Consider the following 16032-nt stretch of genomic DNA (forward strand, 5'->3'; position numbering starts at 1 on the left):
TCGCCGACATCTCGGCGTCGGAGGTGCCGGAGCCGACCGCCCCAGGGGAGCCGGCGGCCGCACCGGGCAAGCCGAAAGACGCCGGCGGACCGTCCACGGCGCTGCTCCTCGGCGGCGGCGCGGGCGGCACCCACAACCAGGTACGTACGAAGTCGATCGTGCGCGTCGCGCTCTTCCGTGCATCCTCCCGAGGCGTACCCCGAACCAGGCTCCGCATATCTCACCTCCGAGAACCCACCGGCTCTCCGATATCGTCATATGTCTGCCGACACCGAATGGCGAAGACGGGCAATCCGTGGCGTCATCAACGCTCCAGGTGGTCGGTAGCGGCCAGAGGAGGGCGCTCGGCGTTCAGGATGATCTTGAGTCTGAGACGCAGGAAGTCGGCTGGGTCCAGATGGTGAAGCTTCGCTCGATCATGGCGCGACGACATCGTTCCGTTTCTCACGAGGGCCAGCAGGCGAGTACCGCGACTCAGGCCGCCAGGAGCGTGCCGGACCAGGATCAGGGCATGACCAACGCAGGGGATGGCGAGCAGCACGACGGTGCCGTTGCGGGCCCTTCCCCTCCCCGCGAACCAGGCCACTGGGCGTACCCCTGGTTGATGCTGATCCTGGCGTTGCCCGGCGCCGCATGGTCCCTGTACGCGGGCCTCATCGCCTCCGCGCCGTTCTTCGGTGAGCAACCCTCTCCGACCGACCGCGCCACCACCACCGCCGCTGTCCTGTCCGGGGCATCTCTGTGGCTGGTGACGGCCCTGCTCACCGCAGTCGTGTTCCGCCGCGCGGTGGTGCCGGTGTTGTGCGGCCTTGTGGCGGCCGGCTTCGCCGTGGCGGCCGTGTCGGTGCGGCAGCCGCGTGCTCCGCTGAGCGCGGCGGACAGTGCGGGCTGGCTGTCAGCCTGGACGCCACCGACGAGCTGGGCGATCGTCCTCTGGGGCGTTACCGCACTGGTGCTGTCGACGTACGGCCAGGCGTCCAGGGCGCGTGGACGCCGTGCGGTTCGCTGACGACCGGGCGGCGATACTCCGTGGGCAGCGGGGTGCCTACTGCCCAGCCACCACCGCACCCTGCCGTGGCGCTGCGGTCACTTCACAACGTAGAAGTCGGGGTGGGCAATCCACGCGCCCATCGCCGCCGCGTCGAGATACACCGCGTCGCCGGCCCAGACGCACTGGCCCGCGTCGCTCAGTCGGCGGAGCAGGTCCACCGAGGGTGGTCCAGGGAACTCGACGAGGACCAGGCCCTTGGTCCGTCGCGCCAGCCGCTGCGCGATCCGGGCCAGGGCGGGTCGAGCGGCGAGGTCGCTGACGAAGTCGTGCAGCACGATGTCGCGACGCACCGCCATCGCGGTGGCACGCTCGACGAGCCGTAGCCTCCGGGTCGGTTTCGACGTCCGGCGCCTGGACGTCGTAGCCGTAGGGCAGGCCGTTGGCGGAATACCACAGGCTCGGATCGGTCTCATGCGGCCTCAGAGTGTCGTTCGTCCTTGCGACATGACAAGCCGCCCATCGACTCTCTGTGGTCGGCTGAATGGCTTCGCCCAGCAGGTTAGGGACGCGTCTCGACCTTCTGCACCCGGGTGTTGCGGTCGGTCAGGCTCTGTCCGCCGTGGCTGGCTGGTTGCAGCTCAGGCACGACAGCGGCGGTATCGTCCAGGAGAACCGAGTGCGACTCGCCAGGGGCGAACGCATGGCGCTCGCCCCATTGGCGCAGGGCGAGCACAGTGGTGAACAGGTCATGACCGGCCTCCGTCAGCACATACTCCTGGCGCTTGCCGGACGGGGCGATTTCGCGGGCCAGGATGCCGTGGGCAACGAGCCGACGAAGCCTGTCGCTGAGGATGTTCCGGGCGACGCCGAGGCTGCGTTGGAGATCCGTGAACGTACGAACGCCGTCCATCGCGTCGCGCACGATGAGCAGACTCCACCGGTCTCCGACCAAGTCGAGTGCGCGGGCCACGGGGCACTCGGGGTCTGTCCAGCGTTCGGAAGCGAGTTCCAGGCTGGCTGACTGAGACGTCACAGGAACCTCCGGATCAGTTGCGATCTAAAACCATTATGACCTAGGCTCCAATCGGTTGCATTTTGCTACCGATCGGAGGCGCATGGAACCCGCAGGGCTCAGCTCGGGCCGTCGACTGCTGCTCGCGACGTTGTCCGCGGTCGCAGTGGCGACCATCTACTACGCACAGCCCCTGCTGGCGCGCATCGGCGCCGACCTGGCCATCCCGAAGCAGCACGTGGGCTGGATCGTCGGGATCGGGCAGATCGGCTACCTGCTGGGCCTCATCGTGCTGGTCCCCCTGGGCGACCTGGTGAACCGTCGCCTGCTGATGGCGGCCCACATCGCGTTCACAGCGATCGGCGCGGGCTTGATCGCACTGTCCGACACAACGGCAGGCGTGCTGGCTGGAGCGGGCTTGGCGGGACTGACGTCCGTAGTGGTCCAGCTCGCCGTCGCCTACACGGCGGCCGTATCGAGCCCCACCGAGCGCGGACGCAACATCGGCGCCGTCACCTCCGGCATCGTGATCGGTATCCTCGCCGCCCGTACCGTCGCCGGAACACTCGCCGACACAGCGGGCTGGCGCACGGTCTATGCCGCATCCGCACTCGTGTCGCTCGCACTCGCCTGCGCCGTCCTGGCACTGCTTCCCCGTGAGGCGCGGCAGAACCGGGATCGCGAGTACCTGCGCGCGGTCAACTCCGTGGTTCGCCTGCCCCTCTCCGACCGCACGTTTCGCAGCCGCGCACTGCTCTGCTTCTTCCTGTTCGCCTCATTCGGGACACTCTGGAGCGGAATCGCCCTGCCACTGAGCGACGAACCATGGAACCTCTCGGCGACCCAGATCGGCCTCTTCGGCATCGCGGGGCTCACCGGGGCCCTCGGCGTCGCGCGAGCCGGTCGCTGGGCGGACCGGGGACTGGCGACTCCGGTCACCGGATGGTCGCTACTACTCCTCATGCTCTCCTGGATATTCACCGCACAGGCCAACCACTCCCTTCCGCTGCTGGTCATCGGAGTGGTAGCGCTCGACTTCGCCGTGCAGGCCGTACACGTGACCAGCCAACAACTCATCACGGCCCGCAGACCCGAAGCGGCCAGCCGCACCATCGGCGCGTACATGGTGTTCTACTCGCTCGGCTCCGCTCTCGGCGCGGTGAGCACCACCTGGGCCTACTCGACGGCAGGCTGGGCCCTCACCAGCCTGCTGGGCGCCGCCTACGGCGCCGCCGCACTCATCGTCTGGGCCGTCTCGCGCCACGACGCCCGGTCCGCGCCCCCGGCCGGCACCGCGACACGGGACGGAAGCTCCTCTTCGGACCGCACCTCGTCCCCACGGAGACGGACACCGTCCGGGTCGGTGACGAGCTGATACCGCAACGGCAGTTGTGGATGCCTGCAGTGCGGAATGCAGCACTACGCCCGCGGGCGGCGGACGAGTTTACGCAGGCCGGCCTGCCAGCCGTCCGGATCCTCCGCGCGGCGGATCGCGTACGCGGCGACCTCGGGGTGCGGCAGCCGGAACGGATCAACGCCGACCTGCGGCCATCCGGCGTCACCGCACCGACGATCGCAGGGCGGCGATGGCCGTGTACAGATCACGTCGCAGGCGGTCGTCCGACCACACGGTCTCGTCGTAGGAGCCGTACGTCACCACCCGCTCGTCACGGTCGGCCAACTCGACCAGCCCCGGCACCGCGTCGACCGCGCCCATCTCCACCAGCAGGGCCACCGCGCCCTTGTCGCCGTACGAGTCGGCGACGGCCGTGAGCAGCGGCTCGACGAGGTCGTCGACGGCCGTGCCGAGCCGCCAGAGCGCACGGGCGGCATCGACGCGACCGTACTCGTTGTCGAGCGCCTCCCACAGCCCTGACGCCAGTTCGGCGCCGGCCACGGGTGCCATCTCGGCGGCCAGTTTCGTGGCGGACCGGACCGGGACGTCGCCGGCGCCGAGCACGGCCGCCACGGTGGGCAGCACCTCGGCCGCGACGCCGGTCGCCCGCCACACCAGCCGTGCGGCGGCGATCTGCTCCTCGCGTCCGGGGTACGTCGCCGCCGGTGCACCGGTCAACCGGCCGCGCAGCGCCGGAACGAGGGATGCGGCGGACGGCCCGGCGTCCGCGGCGAGGTCCAGGTCCCAGGCCAGGTTCGGCCGGGACGAGGCGAGCAAAGCGGACGCCGCCACGACGAGCGGGCCGGCGTCGCCGGTGAGGCGCCACACCGCGTGTCCCGCCCGTACCTGGCCGGTGTGGGCGGCCTCGCGCAGTGCCGGCACGGCGTCCGACGCGGCCGGCCCGATCTCGGCAAGCGCGGCCGGCGTCGCCCACGGCGCGGCGGGCAGGGCGGCGAGGAGATCGGGAACCGCGTCGGCCGCGGCCGGTCCCCAGTGGTGCACCAGCGACACCAGGTGGATGACCGGGTTGCCGGTGAGGCCCGCGGCAAGCTGCGCGGCGAGTCGACGACGCAACGCCACGAAGACGTCCGGGTCGAACGCGGGCCGGTACTGGGTCAGCACGTACATGGCGGCCGGGTCCCGTCCGGCGGCCCACGCGGTCAGGACCGGTTCCCGCCACCGGTCGTCACCGAGCCGGACGAGGGTGTTCAGGGCGGTGCCCGCCGGTCCGCGGCCGTCGTCGTCCCCACCGGCGGCGATGCTCGCCAGTACGCTCGCGACGGCCGCCGCCGGCATTCCCGCGTGGGCGGCGGCCTGCACGGCTGCCGCCCGGACGTCGGCGTCGGCGTCGGTCAGCAGCGCCCGTAGGCGCGGCATCAGGTCGGCCGGCGCGGAGCGGCGGCTACGGAAGCGGTCGGTCATGGCGTGGGCGGCACGGATCCGGGCCGCCGGGGTGGTGCCCCCGCCGCGGGTGCGCCGTGACGGGCCGCCTGGACCCGGCGCGCCGTCCGTCAACGCCGCGGTGATCGCGTTCGCGGTGGCGGCGTCGACCCGGTCCAGCACCTCCGAGAGTGCGTCGGCGTGCCCCTGCCAGGGGCTACGCCACTCGTCGTCGCTGGCGAACGCCGCCGCGATCGGGGCGATGGTCTCCGGAGGGAAGGGCAGCCCGCCCCGGGCCAGCGCGAGCGCGGCCGCCGCCGGTACGGGGGACGGCTCGGACTTCGCGGCCGACCGCAACCGGTCGGCGTACCCGACGGGATCGTGCAGGGCGATGCCCAGCAGCAGAGAGGCGCGCACCCGCGCGTCCTCTTCGAGCGCCCAGCGCTCCGCCAGCGCCGGCCGGGTGTGCCGACCGCAGCACGCGAGCGCGTAGGCGGCGCACTCGCGTACCTCCGGGTCCGGGTCGGCCAACTGGGGCAGCAGCACGTCGCTGTGCTCGGCGATGGCGGCCCGCACCGCCGGCTGGTCGTCGCCGTCGCTCTGTTCGGGGTCGCAGAGCGCGCCGAGCACGTGAAGCAGTCGGTGCCGCTGGTGCACTCCGGGTGTGGTGGCCAACTCGACCAGGAACGGTACGGCCACCACCGTCACCGGGTAGACCGTGCCCTGGTGCCACAGCGAGGAGGCGAACTCGTAGCGGCCTTCGCGGGCGGTCTCCGGATCGGGTGAGGCGATGGCGCGCAGAATGTGCGGGGCTTCCTCGGCGGGGCCGTAGGCACCCTCGTAGGTCGCCCAGTCGATCTTTTCCAGTCCGGCGAGCATCGGGACAGGGTAGACGATCAGAAGCATTCGCCCTTGGCGCTATCATCACCACATGGCGATTGGTTGTACTCCGGGGTTGACCCCCGCGGTGGCGCTGTTCCGGTCCCTGGCGGACCCGACGCGCCTGGCGATCCTGCACCGGCTCGCGGCCGGCGAGGCACGGGTGGTCGACCTGACGGGCGAGCTGGGACTGGCGCAGTCGACGGTGTCGAAGCACCTGGCGTGTCTTCGCGACTGCGGGCTGATCGACTACCGGGCCGAGGGCCGCCAGTCGTTCTACGCACTGACCCGGCCGGAACTGCTGGACCTGCTGCGCTCGGCGGAACAGGTCCTCGCCGCCACGGGCGAGGCGGTCGCCCTGTGCCCGGTCTACGGAACACCGGCCGCCGCCGGGCGGTGAGCGCGTGAGCACCTCCGTACTCTCCCCGGAGCGTCGGGCGGCCCTGTCCCGGCGCAGCCTGTGGCTGGCCTACGCCACCGCCGGCTACAACCTGCTGGAGGGCCTGGTCGCGATCGCCGCCGGCGCGGCGGCCTCCTCGACGGCGCTCATCGGCTTCGGCCTGGACTCGTTCGTCGAGGTGTCCAGCGCGGCCGTGCTGATCTGGCAGTTCCGCTCCCGCGTGCCCGAGAACCGGGAACGGCTGGCGCTGCGCCTGATCGGCGTGTCCTTCTTCGCCCTGGCCGCCTGGGTGACCTTCGACGCCCTCCGCTCGCTCCTGGCCGGCGGGGACGCCGACCCCAGCCCCGTCGGCATCGGCCTCGCCGTCGCGTCGCTGCTCGTGATGCCGCTGCTCGTACGGGCCAAGCGGCGCACCGGCCGGGAACTCGGCTCGGCCACCGTCATGGCCGACTCGACACAGACCCTGCTGTGCACCTACCTGTCCGCGGTGCTCCTCGCCGGCCTGGTCCTCAACGCCGTCTGGGGCTGGTCGTGGGCCGACCCGATCGCCGCACTCGTCATCGCCGGCGTCGCCGTCAAGGAAGGCGTGGAAGCCTGGCGCGGTGAGCACTGCGACGACTGCGCACCCCTGCCCGCCGCGGCCGGCCCGGGCTCGACCTGCGCCGACAGTTGCTGCTCCGACGGGAAGGCGTAACCCGTGGCCCTGCTCGCCCTCGCGCTCTACCTGCTGGGCCTGCTGCTCGCCTTCGGCTGGCGCACCCTGACCCAATGGCGCCGCACCGGCGACACGGGCCTCCGCCTCGACGCCGGTCGCCCCGGCACCCTGCGCTGGTGGGCCAAGCTGCTGTTCGTCGCCGCCCTCGCGCTCGGCTTCGCCGGCCCGGCGGCCGCCCTCGCCGGCCTGTCGCCCCTCCTCGACCACCGCGCCCTGCACGCCGTCGGCCTGGCCGTCGCCGTCGCCGGCATCGCCGCCACACTCGCCGCCCAACTCGCCATGGGCACCTCCTGGCGCATCGGCGTCGACCCCACCGAACGCACCACCCTGGTGACCAGCGGCCCGTTCGCGCTCGCCCGCAACCCCATCTTCACGGCAATGGCGGCCACCAGCCTCGGCCTGACCCTCCTGGTGCCCAACGCCGTCTCGCTGATCGCCTGGCTGGCCCTGGTCGTCGCGCTGCAACTCCAGGTCCGCGCGGTCGAGGAGCCCTACCTGATCGCCACCCACGCCGACGCCTACCGCCGCTACGCGGCCGGCGTCGGACGCTTCCTGCCGGGCCTCGGCCGGCTGGACCCCGTAGCGCCTCCCGCCCGGATCACCCGACGGACAGGTTGACCAGCCGTCACCCCTCAACCGCCGAATTCTCGAAGTGGGCCGTCAGCGCTGCTGTCGGTTCCCTGCCCGCTGTTGGTAGAACCGCCACATGGATCAACTGACCGACCCGCTGGCCGGGCTCGACGAGGTCCCGTGGGGGTCGCTGCACCACGCGTACGGGCCCGCCGCCGACGTACCGGACCAGTTGCGGGCGTTGCGCTCGGCGGAGGCGCCGGTTCGGCACCGTGCGTTGTCCGAGCTGTTCGGCAACGTCTACCACCAGGGCACCCGGTGGGGGGCGAGCTGTCACGTGGTGCCGTTCCTGGTAGCGCTCGCTGACGACCCAGACACCCCGGACCGGGCGGCAGTGGCCGACCTGCTCCGTTGCGTGGTGCTCGGCGACCGGCGCGACGACGAGCTGCCGTTCGATCCGCGCTGCACCTTCGCCGCCGCCGAGGGAATCACCGACGAACATGCGGCGCTGGTGGAGCGGCATCTGGAGGCCGAAGACCTGTTCGAGCACGACGAGGCCGCGGAGCTGGCCGACAACGTGGCGGTCCGCTGGGCGGCCGACGCCTTCCACGCCGGAGCCCGGCACACCGACCGGTACGTCCGATGGCTCACCGACCCGGACCCGCGGCTGGCCGGGTACGCCGCCGAACTACTCGCCTGGTTCGCGCCCGACGAGGCCGCGTTGGCCGGGCTCGTCGCAGTCCCGGACGACGAGGCCCGCGCCGCCGCCCGGGCCAGCGCCAACCTGGCCCTGGCCCACTTCCCGGCCGGCTCGGATCGGATCGACGCCTGCCTCCGCGAGATGCTGTCCGCGGATGCCGCGGTCGTCCGGGTCACAGCGGCGGTGGGGCTGGCGTACCGGCTCGGCGACCAGCTACCCGACCTGGCCCTCGACGTCCTCACCGAAGCCCGCGGCTTGGACTTCGATGCTGACGTACCCGGCTGGGACCGGCCGGTGCGCGGGTTCGTAGCGCTCGCGTTGCACCGGCTCGGTCTCGGCTGACCTGCCGCTGCGATCGTGGTCATCCGCCGTCGGGCGCCGTGCCGGGATCGCGACGGGCACGCCAGGGCTCGTCCCAGGTTGGCGTGCGCTCGCCCGGCCTGCGAAAACCCCTCTCGGCATCACTCGGCATCGGCGGCCGGGCTCGACCTTGTGCGGACTGGACGAGGGCTGACGCAGGCCGCAGTGTGGCCATCTGCGCCAGATCATTCGCCGGCCCGGTACTCTACGACGCTTGCTCGGCCGGCACCCGAACCGGCGGATCGGAAGGCCCGGGCAGGAGCACCGAGAGCACCCGGGAGACCGGACGGAAACCGGCGCTGTCGTACATCCGGCGGGCGGGTTCCCGTCAGCCACCGACAGGCCGACGGCCGGCAGCCCCGCGTCGTTCGCGCCGCGCAACGCGTGCGTCAGCAGTGCCCGACCAAACCCCCGGCCCTGTGCACGAGGCGCGACGGCGAGGTTGAGGATCCAGGCGCAGACATCATCGGTCCACGGCACCGGTCCGGCACACAGGACATGACCGGCGCTTCGACCATCGGGATCCACCAGGCGGGCCGAGGCGGGTAGCAGCGGCGGTACCAGCTCACCGACGTCGAACATCGCCCGCACCTGCTCGGTGTCACTCGCCTGCCACGGCCCGTCCGGATGGCCCGGCCCGTACGCCGCTGTCAGGCCTTCGGCGAGATCGTCGTCCCATCCGGGGCTGTCCAGCGACCATCCGGCCGGCATCGGCACCGGCGCGGGCACATCGGCTAGACCGTGACGCATGTCGGTCGCGGCCCTGTGCAGTTTGAGACCGCCGGCCACCAGTGAAGCCGCCAAGGCGTCATCAGACGTCTCGAGCCGAAATCCGGCGAGATCACGGCGCACCTGCTCGGCAAGCTGGCTCTGGGCCGCCCCGGGCAGCGGCCGAACCTCGGCCGCGACCCGCGTCCCCGCGTCGTCACGTATGCGCATCCGGGCGAGCGCCGTGCCGTCGTCGGCGAGAAGCAGCGAGTCGGCGTCGTCTTCTGGATGTGGGTGTACCGGCATTCGCGCGAGCGTACTGGCTCGGCCGGTCAAGCTGTATTGAGATTCGGCCCCGCTGATCTCCGCGAGGACCTGGTTCGGGGCGGAGCCCCGGGGTCATCACGGCGCCCCCGATCAGACCCGACGACGTTCATGGACAGCGCACTCGCCGGCACGTCGCGGCCGGTGCAGCCAGGGCGCGACCCTGGGCGCCACCGCGATCAGCGCGACCGCGAGCGCAGTGAGCACCGCTTGCCCGATCCGGCCGGGCGTGATCCCCGGCGCGGTGTCCAGCACGTAGTTGGCGTACCCGTTGGCCGCCGCGTCGCTGCCGAACACGGCACAACCGAGCAGCAGCCCCTCGATCCGGCGCAGCGCCAGCAACAGCGCCGCGAGCGGATCGAACACGGTCAGCGAGGTGAAGTACAGCATCAACCAGGCGGGGGTGGACTGGCGTGGACCACCCGGCCGGATGCCGAGCAGGTCGCCCAGGTGGACGATCCCGCCGTACGCGAGGACGCAGACGGCGGCGACCACGACGACTCGAACCCACCGGGGCACGCCGGCCCACCGCCGGAGCGATGCCCGCCTCGCCGCGCCCACTGGCCCCCCGTTCCGGTCGGGCACGGCCCGACCGCGTCGCACCGATGCTAGCTAGTGTCCAGGAAACATGTGTCCCGCCGGAAACCACGACCGGCCGTTGGAGGCGTGCCGGATCGCCGCCTGGTCCTCGCTGCGGCACTGGCAACGCTCGTGGACATCGCACCATGCGCGGAGGCGGCGGACGAATCGGCACGGGCCGGTGAGTACCGCAACTCAGGCGACCCGACGCGCGCCGGGCCAGGATCGTGGCATGACCAACGCAGGAGATGGCGAGCAGCACGACGGTGCCGTTGCGGGCTCCTCCCCTCCCCGCGAACCAGGCCACTGGGCGTACCCCTGGCTGATGCTGATCCTGGCGCTGCCCGGCGCCGCATGGTCCCTGTACACGGGCCTCATCGCCTCCGCGGCATTCTTCGGTGAGCAGCCCTCTCCGACCGACCACGCCACCACCGCCGCCGCTGTCCTGTCCGGCGCATCCCTGTGGCTGGTAACGGCTCTGCTCACCGCAGTCGTGTTCCGCCGCGCGGTGGTGCCGGTGCTGTGCGGCCTTGCGGCGGCCGGCTCCGCCGTCGCGGCCATGTCGGTGCAGCCGCGTGCTCCGCTGAGCACGGCGGACAGTGCGGGCTGGCTGTCGGCCTGGACTCCACCGACGAGTTGGGCGATCGTCCTCTGGGGCGTTACCGCGCTGGCGCTGTCGGCGTACGGCCAGACGTCCAGGGCGCGTGGACGCCGCGCGGTTCGCTGACGACCGGGCGGCGCCCCTCCGCACCTGTTCCGCTGGGCGCTGCCCTCGAACGGCACCGTAGAGCAGCCAAGCAGGCCGCAGCCTGGGTGCCGTCGTGTCACCTTCGCCAGAACAGGTGGTGTGTCACGCCGCTCGGGCTGGGCACGACCTCGAGATGGAACCGGTCGAGCAGCTCATCGCAGGACTCCCAGAGTCGTAGTCCGGACCCGAGCTTCACCGGCGAAACCGCCACATGCATGGTGTCGACGAGGTCCGCGTCAAGGAACTGCCGGATGGTGGTAACCCCACCGCCGAGTCGGATGTCCTTGCCCTGCGCCGCCTCCCGTGCCCGTGCGAGGACCGTGGCCGGGTCGCCGTCGACGAAGTGAAACGTGGTGTCGGAGAGCGTGAACGAAGGACGTTTGTGGTGTGTCATGACGAACACCGGGGTGCGGAACGGAGGCTCGTCACCCCACCAGCCTCGCCACTCATGGTCGCTCCATGGCCCGCGCTGGGGCCCGAACTTGTTGCGGCCCATGATTTCGGCGCCGATGTTGCGTGCGTAGTCCCGCGTGAAGTAGTCGTCGAGGCCCCGACTTCCCCCGGGGGCGGTACGCATGGGCCAGCTCGCCGTGGCACCGGCCCAGGCGAAAAGCCTCTCGGGATCGGCATGGCCGAACGGACGCTCGAGGCTCTGGCCCTCACCGGCACCGATTCCGTCACTCGAAACGTTGAAATTCTGCACTCTCAGTAATTGAGCCACGCGTTCCTCCTGTTTTGGTCGATACGCTGGTGAGACTTCCCGGGCCCGAGAAACTCATCGCCGCGTCCGTGACCGGCCAGAAATTGGGCTACCTGGTCGTACTGACCCGACACGTTGATCGAGTCCTCGATCCCTGGGTTGGACACGCGTGGAGTATCTGTGACATCTCGTCGGAGTGCCCGCAGCACGTCGAGCTCACGGTCGATGTCTCGACGTTTGGCCAAAGCCGGCTGGCTCGCCGTGATCATCGCCGGCGTCATCTGGCTCAAGCTCGCCGACCGTCCGGAAGCAGCACAAACCCCACGCCTAGGTCTCCCCCAAGCGCCTACACCGGCACAACGCGGACCCCTGACGCTGCGTCGCAGCACTACGCCCGCAGGCGGCGGACGAGTTTGCGCAGGCCGGCCTGCCAGCCGTCCGGGTCCTCCGCGCGGCGGAGGGCGTACGCGGCGACCTCCGGGTGCGGCAGGATGAGGAATCGCTCCTCGGCGAGGCCGACGATCACCGAGTCGGCGACCTGGTCCGGGCTGAGCACCGCGCCGGAGGCGGCGATGACCCGGGCTCCGAGGTGCCCGGCGGCCAGCCCCTCGGCCAGCATCGGCGTGTCCACGCCCTGCGGGCACAGCGCACTGACCCGCAGGCCCTGGTCCCGGTAGGTGACGGAGAGCCACTCGGCGAAGCCGACGGCGGCGTGCTTCGTCGTCGTGTACGCCGCGTCGCCTACCGCGGTCAGCACGCCCGCCGCCGAGCAGGTGTGCAGCAGGTAGCCGCCGCCCCGGGCCAGCATCGCCGGGAGCACCGCCCGGGCCGCGTAGACGTGGGAGAGCACGTTCACCCGCCACGCGCGGTCCCAGCCGGCGTCGTCGACCTCCACTCCCCCGCTCGTGGTCACGCCCGCGTTCGCGCAGAACAGGTCGATCCGCCCGTACCGCCGCTCGGTGTCGGCGACCAGCGCGCGGACCTGCTCCTCGTCGGTGACGTCCAGGGCGGCGGCGTGGGCGACCGGGCCGACGCCGTCGGCCACCGCGCGGGCCGCGTCGGCGTCGAGGTCGGCCACCACCACGGCCGCCGCGCCCTCGGCGGCGAACCGCCGCGCCAGGGCCGAGCCGATGCCGCCGGCCCCGCCGGTGATCACCACCACCCGGTCGGTGAGGTTCACCCCCGCTCACCCCGACCCAGACGCGTGATCAGGTCAGCCAGCGCCGCCGTGCCGCCGGCGGCCACCTCGGGAGTGGGCAGCAGGGCCAGCACCGGCACGTCGATCCCGGCGTCGACATAGCGGCGGACCTGCTCACGGCAGTGCTCCGGCGAACCGTGCAGCACCAGCGCGTCGACCACCTCGTCGGGCACCGCCGCGCCGGCGCCCCGCCGGTCCCCGGCGGCCCAGGCCCGCCACATCGGCCCGAGCGCTTCCTCCCGGCCCAGCCAGCGGTGGAACTCGGCGTACGCGGAAACGGTCAGGTAGCTGGTGATCAGCCGGCGGCCCAGGGCGCGGGCGTGCGCGGCGTCGGAGGTGGGGCAGACGAAGATCCGCGCGACCACCTCGAATCCCGGGCGCCGCTCGCCCACCTCGGCGAGCGCCCGCGGCACGTCGCCCGCGGCGAGCCAGTTCAGGATGACGCCGTCGGCCTCCGCGCCTGCCAGTCTCAGCATGCGCGGGCGCAGCGCGGCGAGCAGCAGCGGCGGCGGTACGGCCGGCGGCCGTTCCAGGCGGAACCGGCGCACGGCGAAGGTCTCGTACACCTCGTCGACGGTCGCGCCGGACAGCGCCGCGCGCAGGAAGCGCAGCACGTCCCGGGTGCGCCGGAACGGCTCGTCGAACGGCACGGCGTTCCAGTTCCGCACGACGACCGGCGAGGACGCGCCGATGCCGAGCGCGAACCGGCCGGGCGCGGACTCGGCGAGCGCGGCGGCGCTCATCGCCAGCAGGCCGGGCCCCCGGGTGAAGACCGGCGTGATCGCGGTGCCCAGGCGCAGCTGCGGCTGCCAGGCGGCGGCGAGCGCCAGCGGGGTGAACGCGTCCGCCCCGGCGACCTCGGAGGACCACACGTCGGTGAACCCCGCCTGGTCGAGGGCGGCGTAGACCGCGGCGTGGTCGGCGAGCGGGATGCCGTCCAGCGGCACCGTCATGCCCCATCGGGTCGTCATCGGTCGATGGTGCCCGTCGGCCGCTGGCCGGATCAAGATCCCGCCCCGGTTTCCCGGTAGCCGGGCGGTCGGGTGGTCGGTGGTGTTACGACTGCGGGATGGGCGTGCGCGACGGCGGGGCGAGCTGACCATGGCCACCCACGAGGCGGGACGCCGGCTGCCTTCGGCCGGCGGCACCGGCCGGGCCACGTTCCTCGAACTCTTCTTCGACCTGGTGTACGTCTTCGCGCTCACCCGCATCTCGGTCCGCTCGTTCGAGGACCTGGCGCTGGAGCCCGGGGGCGCCCGGGGCTGGGGCGCGGTCACCGGCGGCGCCAAGACGCTGCTGCTGCTCCTCGCGCTCTGGGCGGTGTGGCAGGGCACCTCCTGGACGACCAGCCGGTACGACCCGCATCACGCCTGGTTGCAGGCTGTCGTCATCACCGCCCTGGTGGCCAGCATGGTGATGGGGGTGGCGATCACCCGGGCGTTCCGCGAGACGGGGCTGATGTTTGCCGTGGCGTACGTGGTCGCGCAGGTCTCCCGCCCGCTGATCCTGCTGCTCGCCCTGGGCTCGCACCCGTACCGGCGGCTGAACCTGCGGATGCTGCTCGCCTTCAGCGCGACCGGCGCGCTCTGGATCATCGGCGCGTTCGTGCCGACCAATCCGCGGGTGCTGCTGTGGACCACCGCGCTCGCCGCCGAGTACCTGGCCGCCCGGTTCGGCTGGCCGGTGCCGGGGCTGGGCCGCTCGACCGTCTCCCGGTGGGACATCGCTGGTGAGCACCTGGCCGAGCGGTACCAGCAGTTCTTCCTCGTCGCGCTCGGCGAGACGATCCTGGTCGCCGGCCTCGCCTACAGCGAGGGCCCGAACGGCGGCGGCGGACACACGCTCGCCTTCGCCCTGGCACTGGCCACCTCGATCGTGCTGTGGCGGATCTACGTGCAGCGGGCCGGGCAGATCCTCGCCGAGGCCGTCGTCCGGGCCCGGCACCCGGCCAGCATCGGCCGGTCCGCGGCCGACACCCACCTGGTCATGGTGGTCGGGCTGACCGCCACCGCGATCGGTTACAAGCTGGTGATCGAACATCCGCTGGACCGCCCCGAGGTCGCCTGGCTGGCGATGGTGCTCGGTGGGCCGGTGCTCTTCCTCGTCGGCCGGGCCCGGTTCGAGTACGAGGTGTTCAGCCGGGTGTCGCCGTCGCGGTGGATCGCCGCCCTCGTGCTGCTGGTCCTGATGCCGGTGCTGCTGCGCGCCGTGTCGCTGGTGGCCGCGGCCGTCGCCGCCGCGGTGCTGATCGCGGTCGCGGTCGCCGACGCCCTCCGGGCCCGGGGCGCGCCGCCGGAGGCCGCGGCGCCGCCCTTCTGAGCCCCGGGTGAACCGCCGGACCCGCCCAGGGCAGGAGGGTCGCATCCAGCACCGACGATGGCCGCCGGCCGCCGGCTAATCTCCTCGAGTGACCTTCTCGCTCGTCGCCCGCTCCGACGACGGCCGCCTGCACGGCGTCGTCGTGGCCAGCAGGTTCCTGGCCGCCGGCGCGCTGGTCCCGGCCGCCGCGGCCGAGATCGGCGCGCTCGCCACCCAGGCGCACGTCAACCTCGCGTACCGGCCGCAGGGGTTGACGCTGCTGCGCACCGGGGTGGCCGCCGCCGACGTGGTCGCCGGCCTGGTCGCCGCCGACCCCGACCGGGACCACCGCCAGCTCGGCGTGGTCGCCGCCGCGGGCGCGGGCGCGACCTGGACGGGCCCGGCCTGCCACCCGTGGGCCGGCGGCCAGGCCGGCGACGGCTGGGCGGCGCAGGGCAACATCCTGGCGGGCCCGCAGGTGATCGACGCGGTGCGGGACGCCTGGCTGGGCGGGACGGCGCTGCCGTTCCCCGACCGGCTGGTCGCCGCGCTGCGCGCCGGGGACCAGGCCGGCGGCGACCGGCGCGGCCGGCAGAGCGCCGGGCTGCTGGTGGTCGAGCGCGGCGGCGGGTACGGCGGCACCAGCGATGTCCTGGTCGACCTGCGGGTCGACGACCACCCCGATCCGGTGGCCGAGCTGGGCCGGCTGCTCGCGCTGCACACCCTGCTCTTCGGCCGGCCCGATCCGGCCACCCTGCTCGACCTGACCGGGGCGGTGGCGACGGAGGTCGGCGGGCTGCTGGCCGCGCTGGGTCTGCCGGTCGACCCGGACCGGCCGGAGGAGGCGCTCTTCGCCTGGGCCGGGATGGAGAACCTGGAGGAGCGGCTGGTGCCCGGCCGCATCGACCCCGTGGTGCTGGACCACCTGCGCGAGGCGGTGCCGCGGGTGCCCGCGCCGCGCGCGGGGGCGGACCCGCTCGCCACCACCTGACCCGCGTCGCCCGGCGACGCCCCTCCCAGGGGAGGGAGCGGACACCCCGCGCGGAGATCCGCGAACAGCCCGGCCTCCGGCCT

At 72.7% G+C, this 16032-nt stretch carries 18 protein-coding genes and 2 pseudogenes; 9 read left to right on the forward strand and 11 right to left on the reverse strand.

Annotated elements, in window-relative coordinates; all coding sequences use genetic code 11:
* Positions 1 to 304: 304 nt before the first annotated feature.
* Positions 305 to 586 (reverse strand): hypothetical protein, encoded by a 282-nt coding sequence (locus ACGF5C_RS32120; protein ID WP_393307746.1) that lies wholly within the window; start codon positions 584 to 586, stop codon positions 305 to 307.
* Positions 587 to 604: 18 nt separating this feature from the next.
* On the opposite strand from ACGF5C_RS32120, the gene ACGF5C_RS32125 reads away from it, so the two are divergent.
* Positions 605 to 1009 carry a hypothetical protein gene (locus ACGF5C_RS32125; RefSeq protein WP_393307748.1) on the forward strand — a complete coding sequence of 135 codons (405 nt, stop codon included), beginning with the start codon at positions 605 to 607 and terminating at the stop codon, positions 1007 to 1009.
* Between the two features lie 77 nt (positions 1010 to 1086).
* Here ACGF5C_RS32125 and ACGF5C_RS32130 read toward each other — a convergent pair whose 3' ends face one another.
* Positions 1087 to 1347 carry a hypothetical protein gene (locus tag ACGF5C_RS32130; protein ID WP_393307749.1) on the reverse strand — a complete coding sequence of 87 codons (261 nt, stop codon included), beginning with the start codon at positions 1345 to 1347 and terminating at the stop codon, positions 1087 to 1089.
* 203 nt (positions 1348 to 1550) lie between these two features.
* Entirely contained in the window at positions 1551 to 2024 is a 474-nt protein-coding gene (locus ACGF5C_RS32135) for a winged helix-turn-helix transcriptional regulator (RefSeq protein ID WP_393307751.1), read from the reverse strand.
* An 82-nt stretch (positions 2025 to 2106) separates the two neighbouring features.
* Here ACGF5C_RS32135 and ACGF5C_RS32140 point away from each other — a divergent pair, with 82 nt between their 5' ends.
* Positions 2107 to 3378 (forward strand): MFS transporter, encoded by a 1272-nt coding sequence (locus tag ACGF5C_RS32140; protein ID WP_393307753.1) that lies wholly within the window; start codon positions 2107 to 2109, stop codon positions 3376 to 3378.
* A gap of 44 nt (positions 3379 to 3422) precedes the next feature.
* Here the strand turns inward: ACGF5C_RS32140 and ACGF5C_RS32145 are convergent.
* Both ACGF5C_RS32145 and ACGF5C_RS32150 read right to left on the reverse strand, forming a co-directional pair.
* A pseudogene (locus ACGF5C_RS32145) lies at positions 3423 to 3524 on the reverse strand (dehydrogenase); the annotation flags it as partial.
* A 37-nt stretch (positions 3525 to 3561) separates the two neighbouring features.
* Entirely contained in the window at positions 3562 to 5658 is a 2097-nt protein-coding gene (locus ACGF5C_RS32150) for a hypothetical protein (RefSeq protein WP_393307755.1), read from the reverse strand.
* A 52-nt stretch (positions 5659 to 5710) separates the two neighbouring features.
* On the opposite strand from ACGF5C_RS32150, the gene ACGF5C_RS32155 reads away from it, so the two are divergent.
* From ACGF5C_RS32155 to ACGF5C_RS32170, 4 genes are all read left to right on the forward strand, one after another.
* Positions 5711 to 6058 (forward strand): ArsR/SmtB family transcription factor, encoded by a 348-nt coding sequence (locus ACGF5C_RS32155; protein ID WP_393307757.1) that lies wholly within the window; start codon positions 5711 to 5713, stop codon positions 6056 to 6058.
* Between the two features lie 4 nt (positions 6059 to 6062).
* On the forward strand, positions 6063 to 6752 hold the full coding sequence (locus ACGF5C_RS32160) for a cation diffusion facilitator family transporter (RefSeq protein ID WP_393307759.1): 690 nt from the start codon (positions 6063 to 6065) through the stop codon (positions 6750 to 6752).
* Positions 6753 to 6755: 3 nt separating this feature from the next.
* On the forward strand, positions 6756 to 7391 hold the full coding sequence (locus ACGF5C_RS32165) for a methyltransferase family protein (protein ID WP_393307761.1): 636 nt from the start codon (positions 6756 to 6758) through the stop codon (positions 7389 to 7391).
* Positions 7392 to 7479: 88 nt separating this feature from the next.
* On the forward strand, positions 7480 to 8385 hold the full coding sequence (locus tag ACGF5C_RS32170; protein WP_393307763.1) for a hypothetical protein: 906 nt from the start codon (positions 7480 to 7482) through the stop codon (positions 8383 to 8385).
* A gap of 390 nt (positions 8386 to 8775) precedes the next feature.
* Here the strand turns inward: ACGF5C_RS32170 and ACGF5C_RS32175 are convergent.
* Positions 8776 to 9417, reverse strand: a pseudogene (locus ACGF5C_RS32175) (GNAT family N-acetyltransferase); the annotation flags it as partial.
* Positions 9418 to 9528: 111 nt separating this feature from the next.
* Positions 9529 to 9954 (reverse strand): hypothetical protein, encoded by a 426-nt coding sequence (locus tag ACGF5C_RS32180; protein WP_393307765.1) that lies wholly within the window; start codon positions 9952 to 9954, stop codon positions 9529 to 9531.
* A gap of 292 nt (positions 9955 to 10246) precedes the next feature.
* Here ACGF5C_RS32180 and ACGF5C_RS32185 point away from each other — a divergent pair, with 292 nt between their 5' ends.
* Complete coding sequence (locus ACGF5C_RS32185) at positions 10247 to 10741, forward strand: hypothetical protein (RefSeq protein ID WP_393307767.1); 495 nt, start codon at positions 10247 to 10249, stop codon at positions 10739 to 10741.
* A 97-nt stretch (positions 10742 to 10838) separates the two neighbouring features.
* On the opposite strand, the gene ACGF5C_RS32190 is transcribed toward ACGF5C_RS32185, so the two are convergent.
* The 4 genes from ACGF5C_RS32190 to ACGF5C_RS32205 form a co-directional block, all read right to left on the reverse strand.
* Positions 10839 to 11483, reverse strand: coding sequence for a dihydrofolate reductase family protein (locus tag ACGF5C_RS32190; protein WP_393307769.1), 645 nt, complete (start codon positions 11481 to 11483; stop codon positions 10839 to 10841).
* A complete protein-coding gene (locus ACGF5C_RS32195; RefSeq protein ID WP_393307771.1) occupies positions 11468 to 11752 on the reverse strand; it encodes a hypothetical protein in 285 nt (94 codons plus the stop codon). Before ACGF5C_RS32195 ends, ACGF5C_RS32190 begins: the two co-directional genes overlap by 16 nt.
* A 98-nt stretch (positions 11753 to 11850) precedes the next feature.
* The gene (locus tag ACGF5C_RS32200; RefSeq protein WP_393307773.1) at positions 11851 to 12642 is read right to left on the reverse strand and encodes an SDR family oxidoreductase; all 792 of its coding nucleotides are present in this window, start codon (positions 12640 to 12642) and stop codon (positions 11851 to 11853) included.
* Positions 12639 to 13613, reverse strand: coding sequence for an LLM class F420-dependent oxidoreductase (locus tag ACGF5C_RS32205; protein ID WP_393307805.1), 975 nt, complete (start codon positions 13611 to 13613; stop codon positions 12639 to 12641). The genes ACGF5C_RS32200 and ACGF5C_RS32205 overlap by 4 nt, the downstream gene beginning before the upstream one ends.
* A 148-nt stretch (positions 13614 to 13761) precedes the next feature.
* Here ACGF5C_RS32205 and ACGF5C_RS32210 point away from each other — a divergent pair, with 148 nt between their 5' ends.
* Positions 13762 to 14979 (forward strand): low temperature requirement protein A, encoded by a 1218-nt coding sequence (locus tag ACGF5C_RS32210; protein ID WP_393307775.1) that lies wholly within the window; start codon positions 13762 to 13764, stop codon positions 14977 to 14979.
* Between the two features lie 88 nt (positions 14980 to 15067).
* Positions 15068 to 15949: a DUF1028 domain-containing protein gene (locus tag ACGF5C_RS32215; RefSeq protein WP_393307777.1), complete on the forward strand. Its 882-nt coding sequence runs from the start codon at positions 15068 to 15070 to the stop codon at positions 15947 to 15949.
* Positions 15950 to 16032: the final 83 nt, after the last annotated feature.

The organism is Micromonospora sp. NPDC047620 (genome assembly GCF_043205005.1).
In the GTDB taxonomy this organism is placed as follows: Bacteria; Actinomycetota; Actinomycetes; order Mycobacteriales; family Micromonosporaceae; genus Micromonospora.

What these genes read in the sequence shown, in the direction of transcription:
- ACGF5C_RS32125 (WP_393307748.1), top strand. Translation starts at nt 605, where the DNA reads ATGCTGATCCTGGCGTTGCCCGGCGCCGCATGGTCCCTGTACGCGGGC.
- ACGF5C_RS32130 (WP_393307749.1), bottom strand. Translation starts at nt 1,347, where the DNA reads ATGGCGGTGCGTCGCGACATCGTGCTGCACGACTTCGTCAGCGACCTC.
- ACGF5C_RS32140 (WP_393307753.1), top strand. Translation starts at nt 2,107, where the DNA reads ATGGAACCCGCAGGGCTCAGCTCGGGCCGTCGACTGCTGCTCGCGACG.
- ACGF5C_RS32150 (WP_393307755.1), bottom strand. Translation starts at nt 5,658, where the DNA reads ATGCTCGCCGGACTGGAAAAGATCGACTGGGCGACCTACGAGGGTGCC.
- ACGF5C_RS32155 (WP_393307757.1), top strand. Translation starts at nt 5,711, where the DNA reads ATGGCGATTGGTTGTACTCCGGGGTTGACCCCCGCGGTGGCGCTGTTC.
- ACGF5C_RS32170 (WP_393307763.1), top strand. Translation starts at nt 7,480, where the DNA reads ATGGATCAACTGACCGACCCGCTGGCCGGGCTCGACGAGGTCCCGTGG.
- ACGF5C_RS32185 (WP_393307767.1), top strand. Translation starts at nt 10,247, where the DNA reads ATGACCAACGCAGGAGATGGCGAGCAGCACGACGGTGCCGTTGCGGGC.
- ACGF5C_RS32205 (WP_393307805.1), bottom strand. Translation starts at nt 13,613, where the DNA reads ATGACGGTGCCGCTGGACGGCATCCCGCTCGCCGACCACGCCGCGGTC.
- ACGF5C_RS32210 (WP_393307775.1), top strand. Translation starts at nt 13,762, where the DNA reads ATGGCCACCCACGAGGCGGGACGCCGGCTGCCTTCGGCCGGCGGCACC.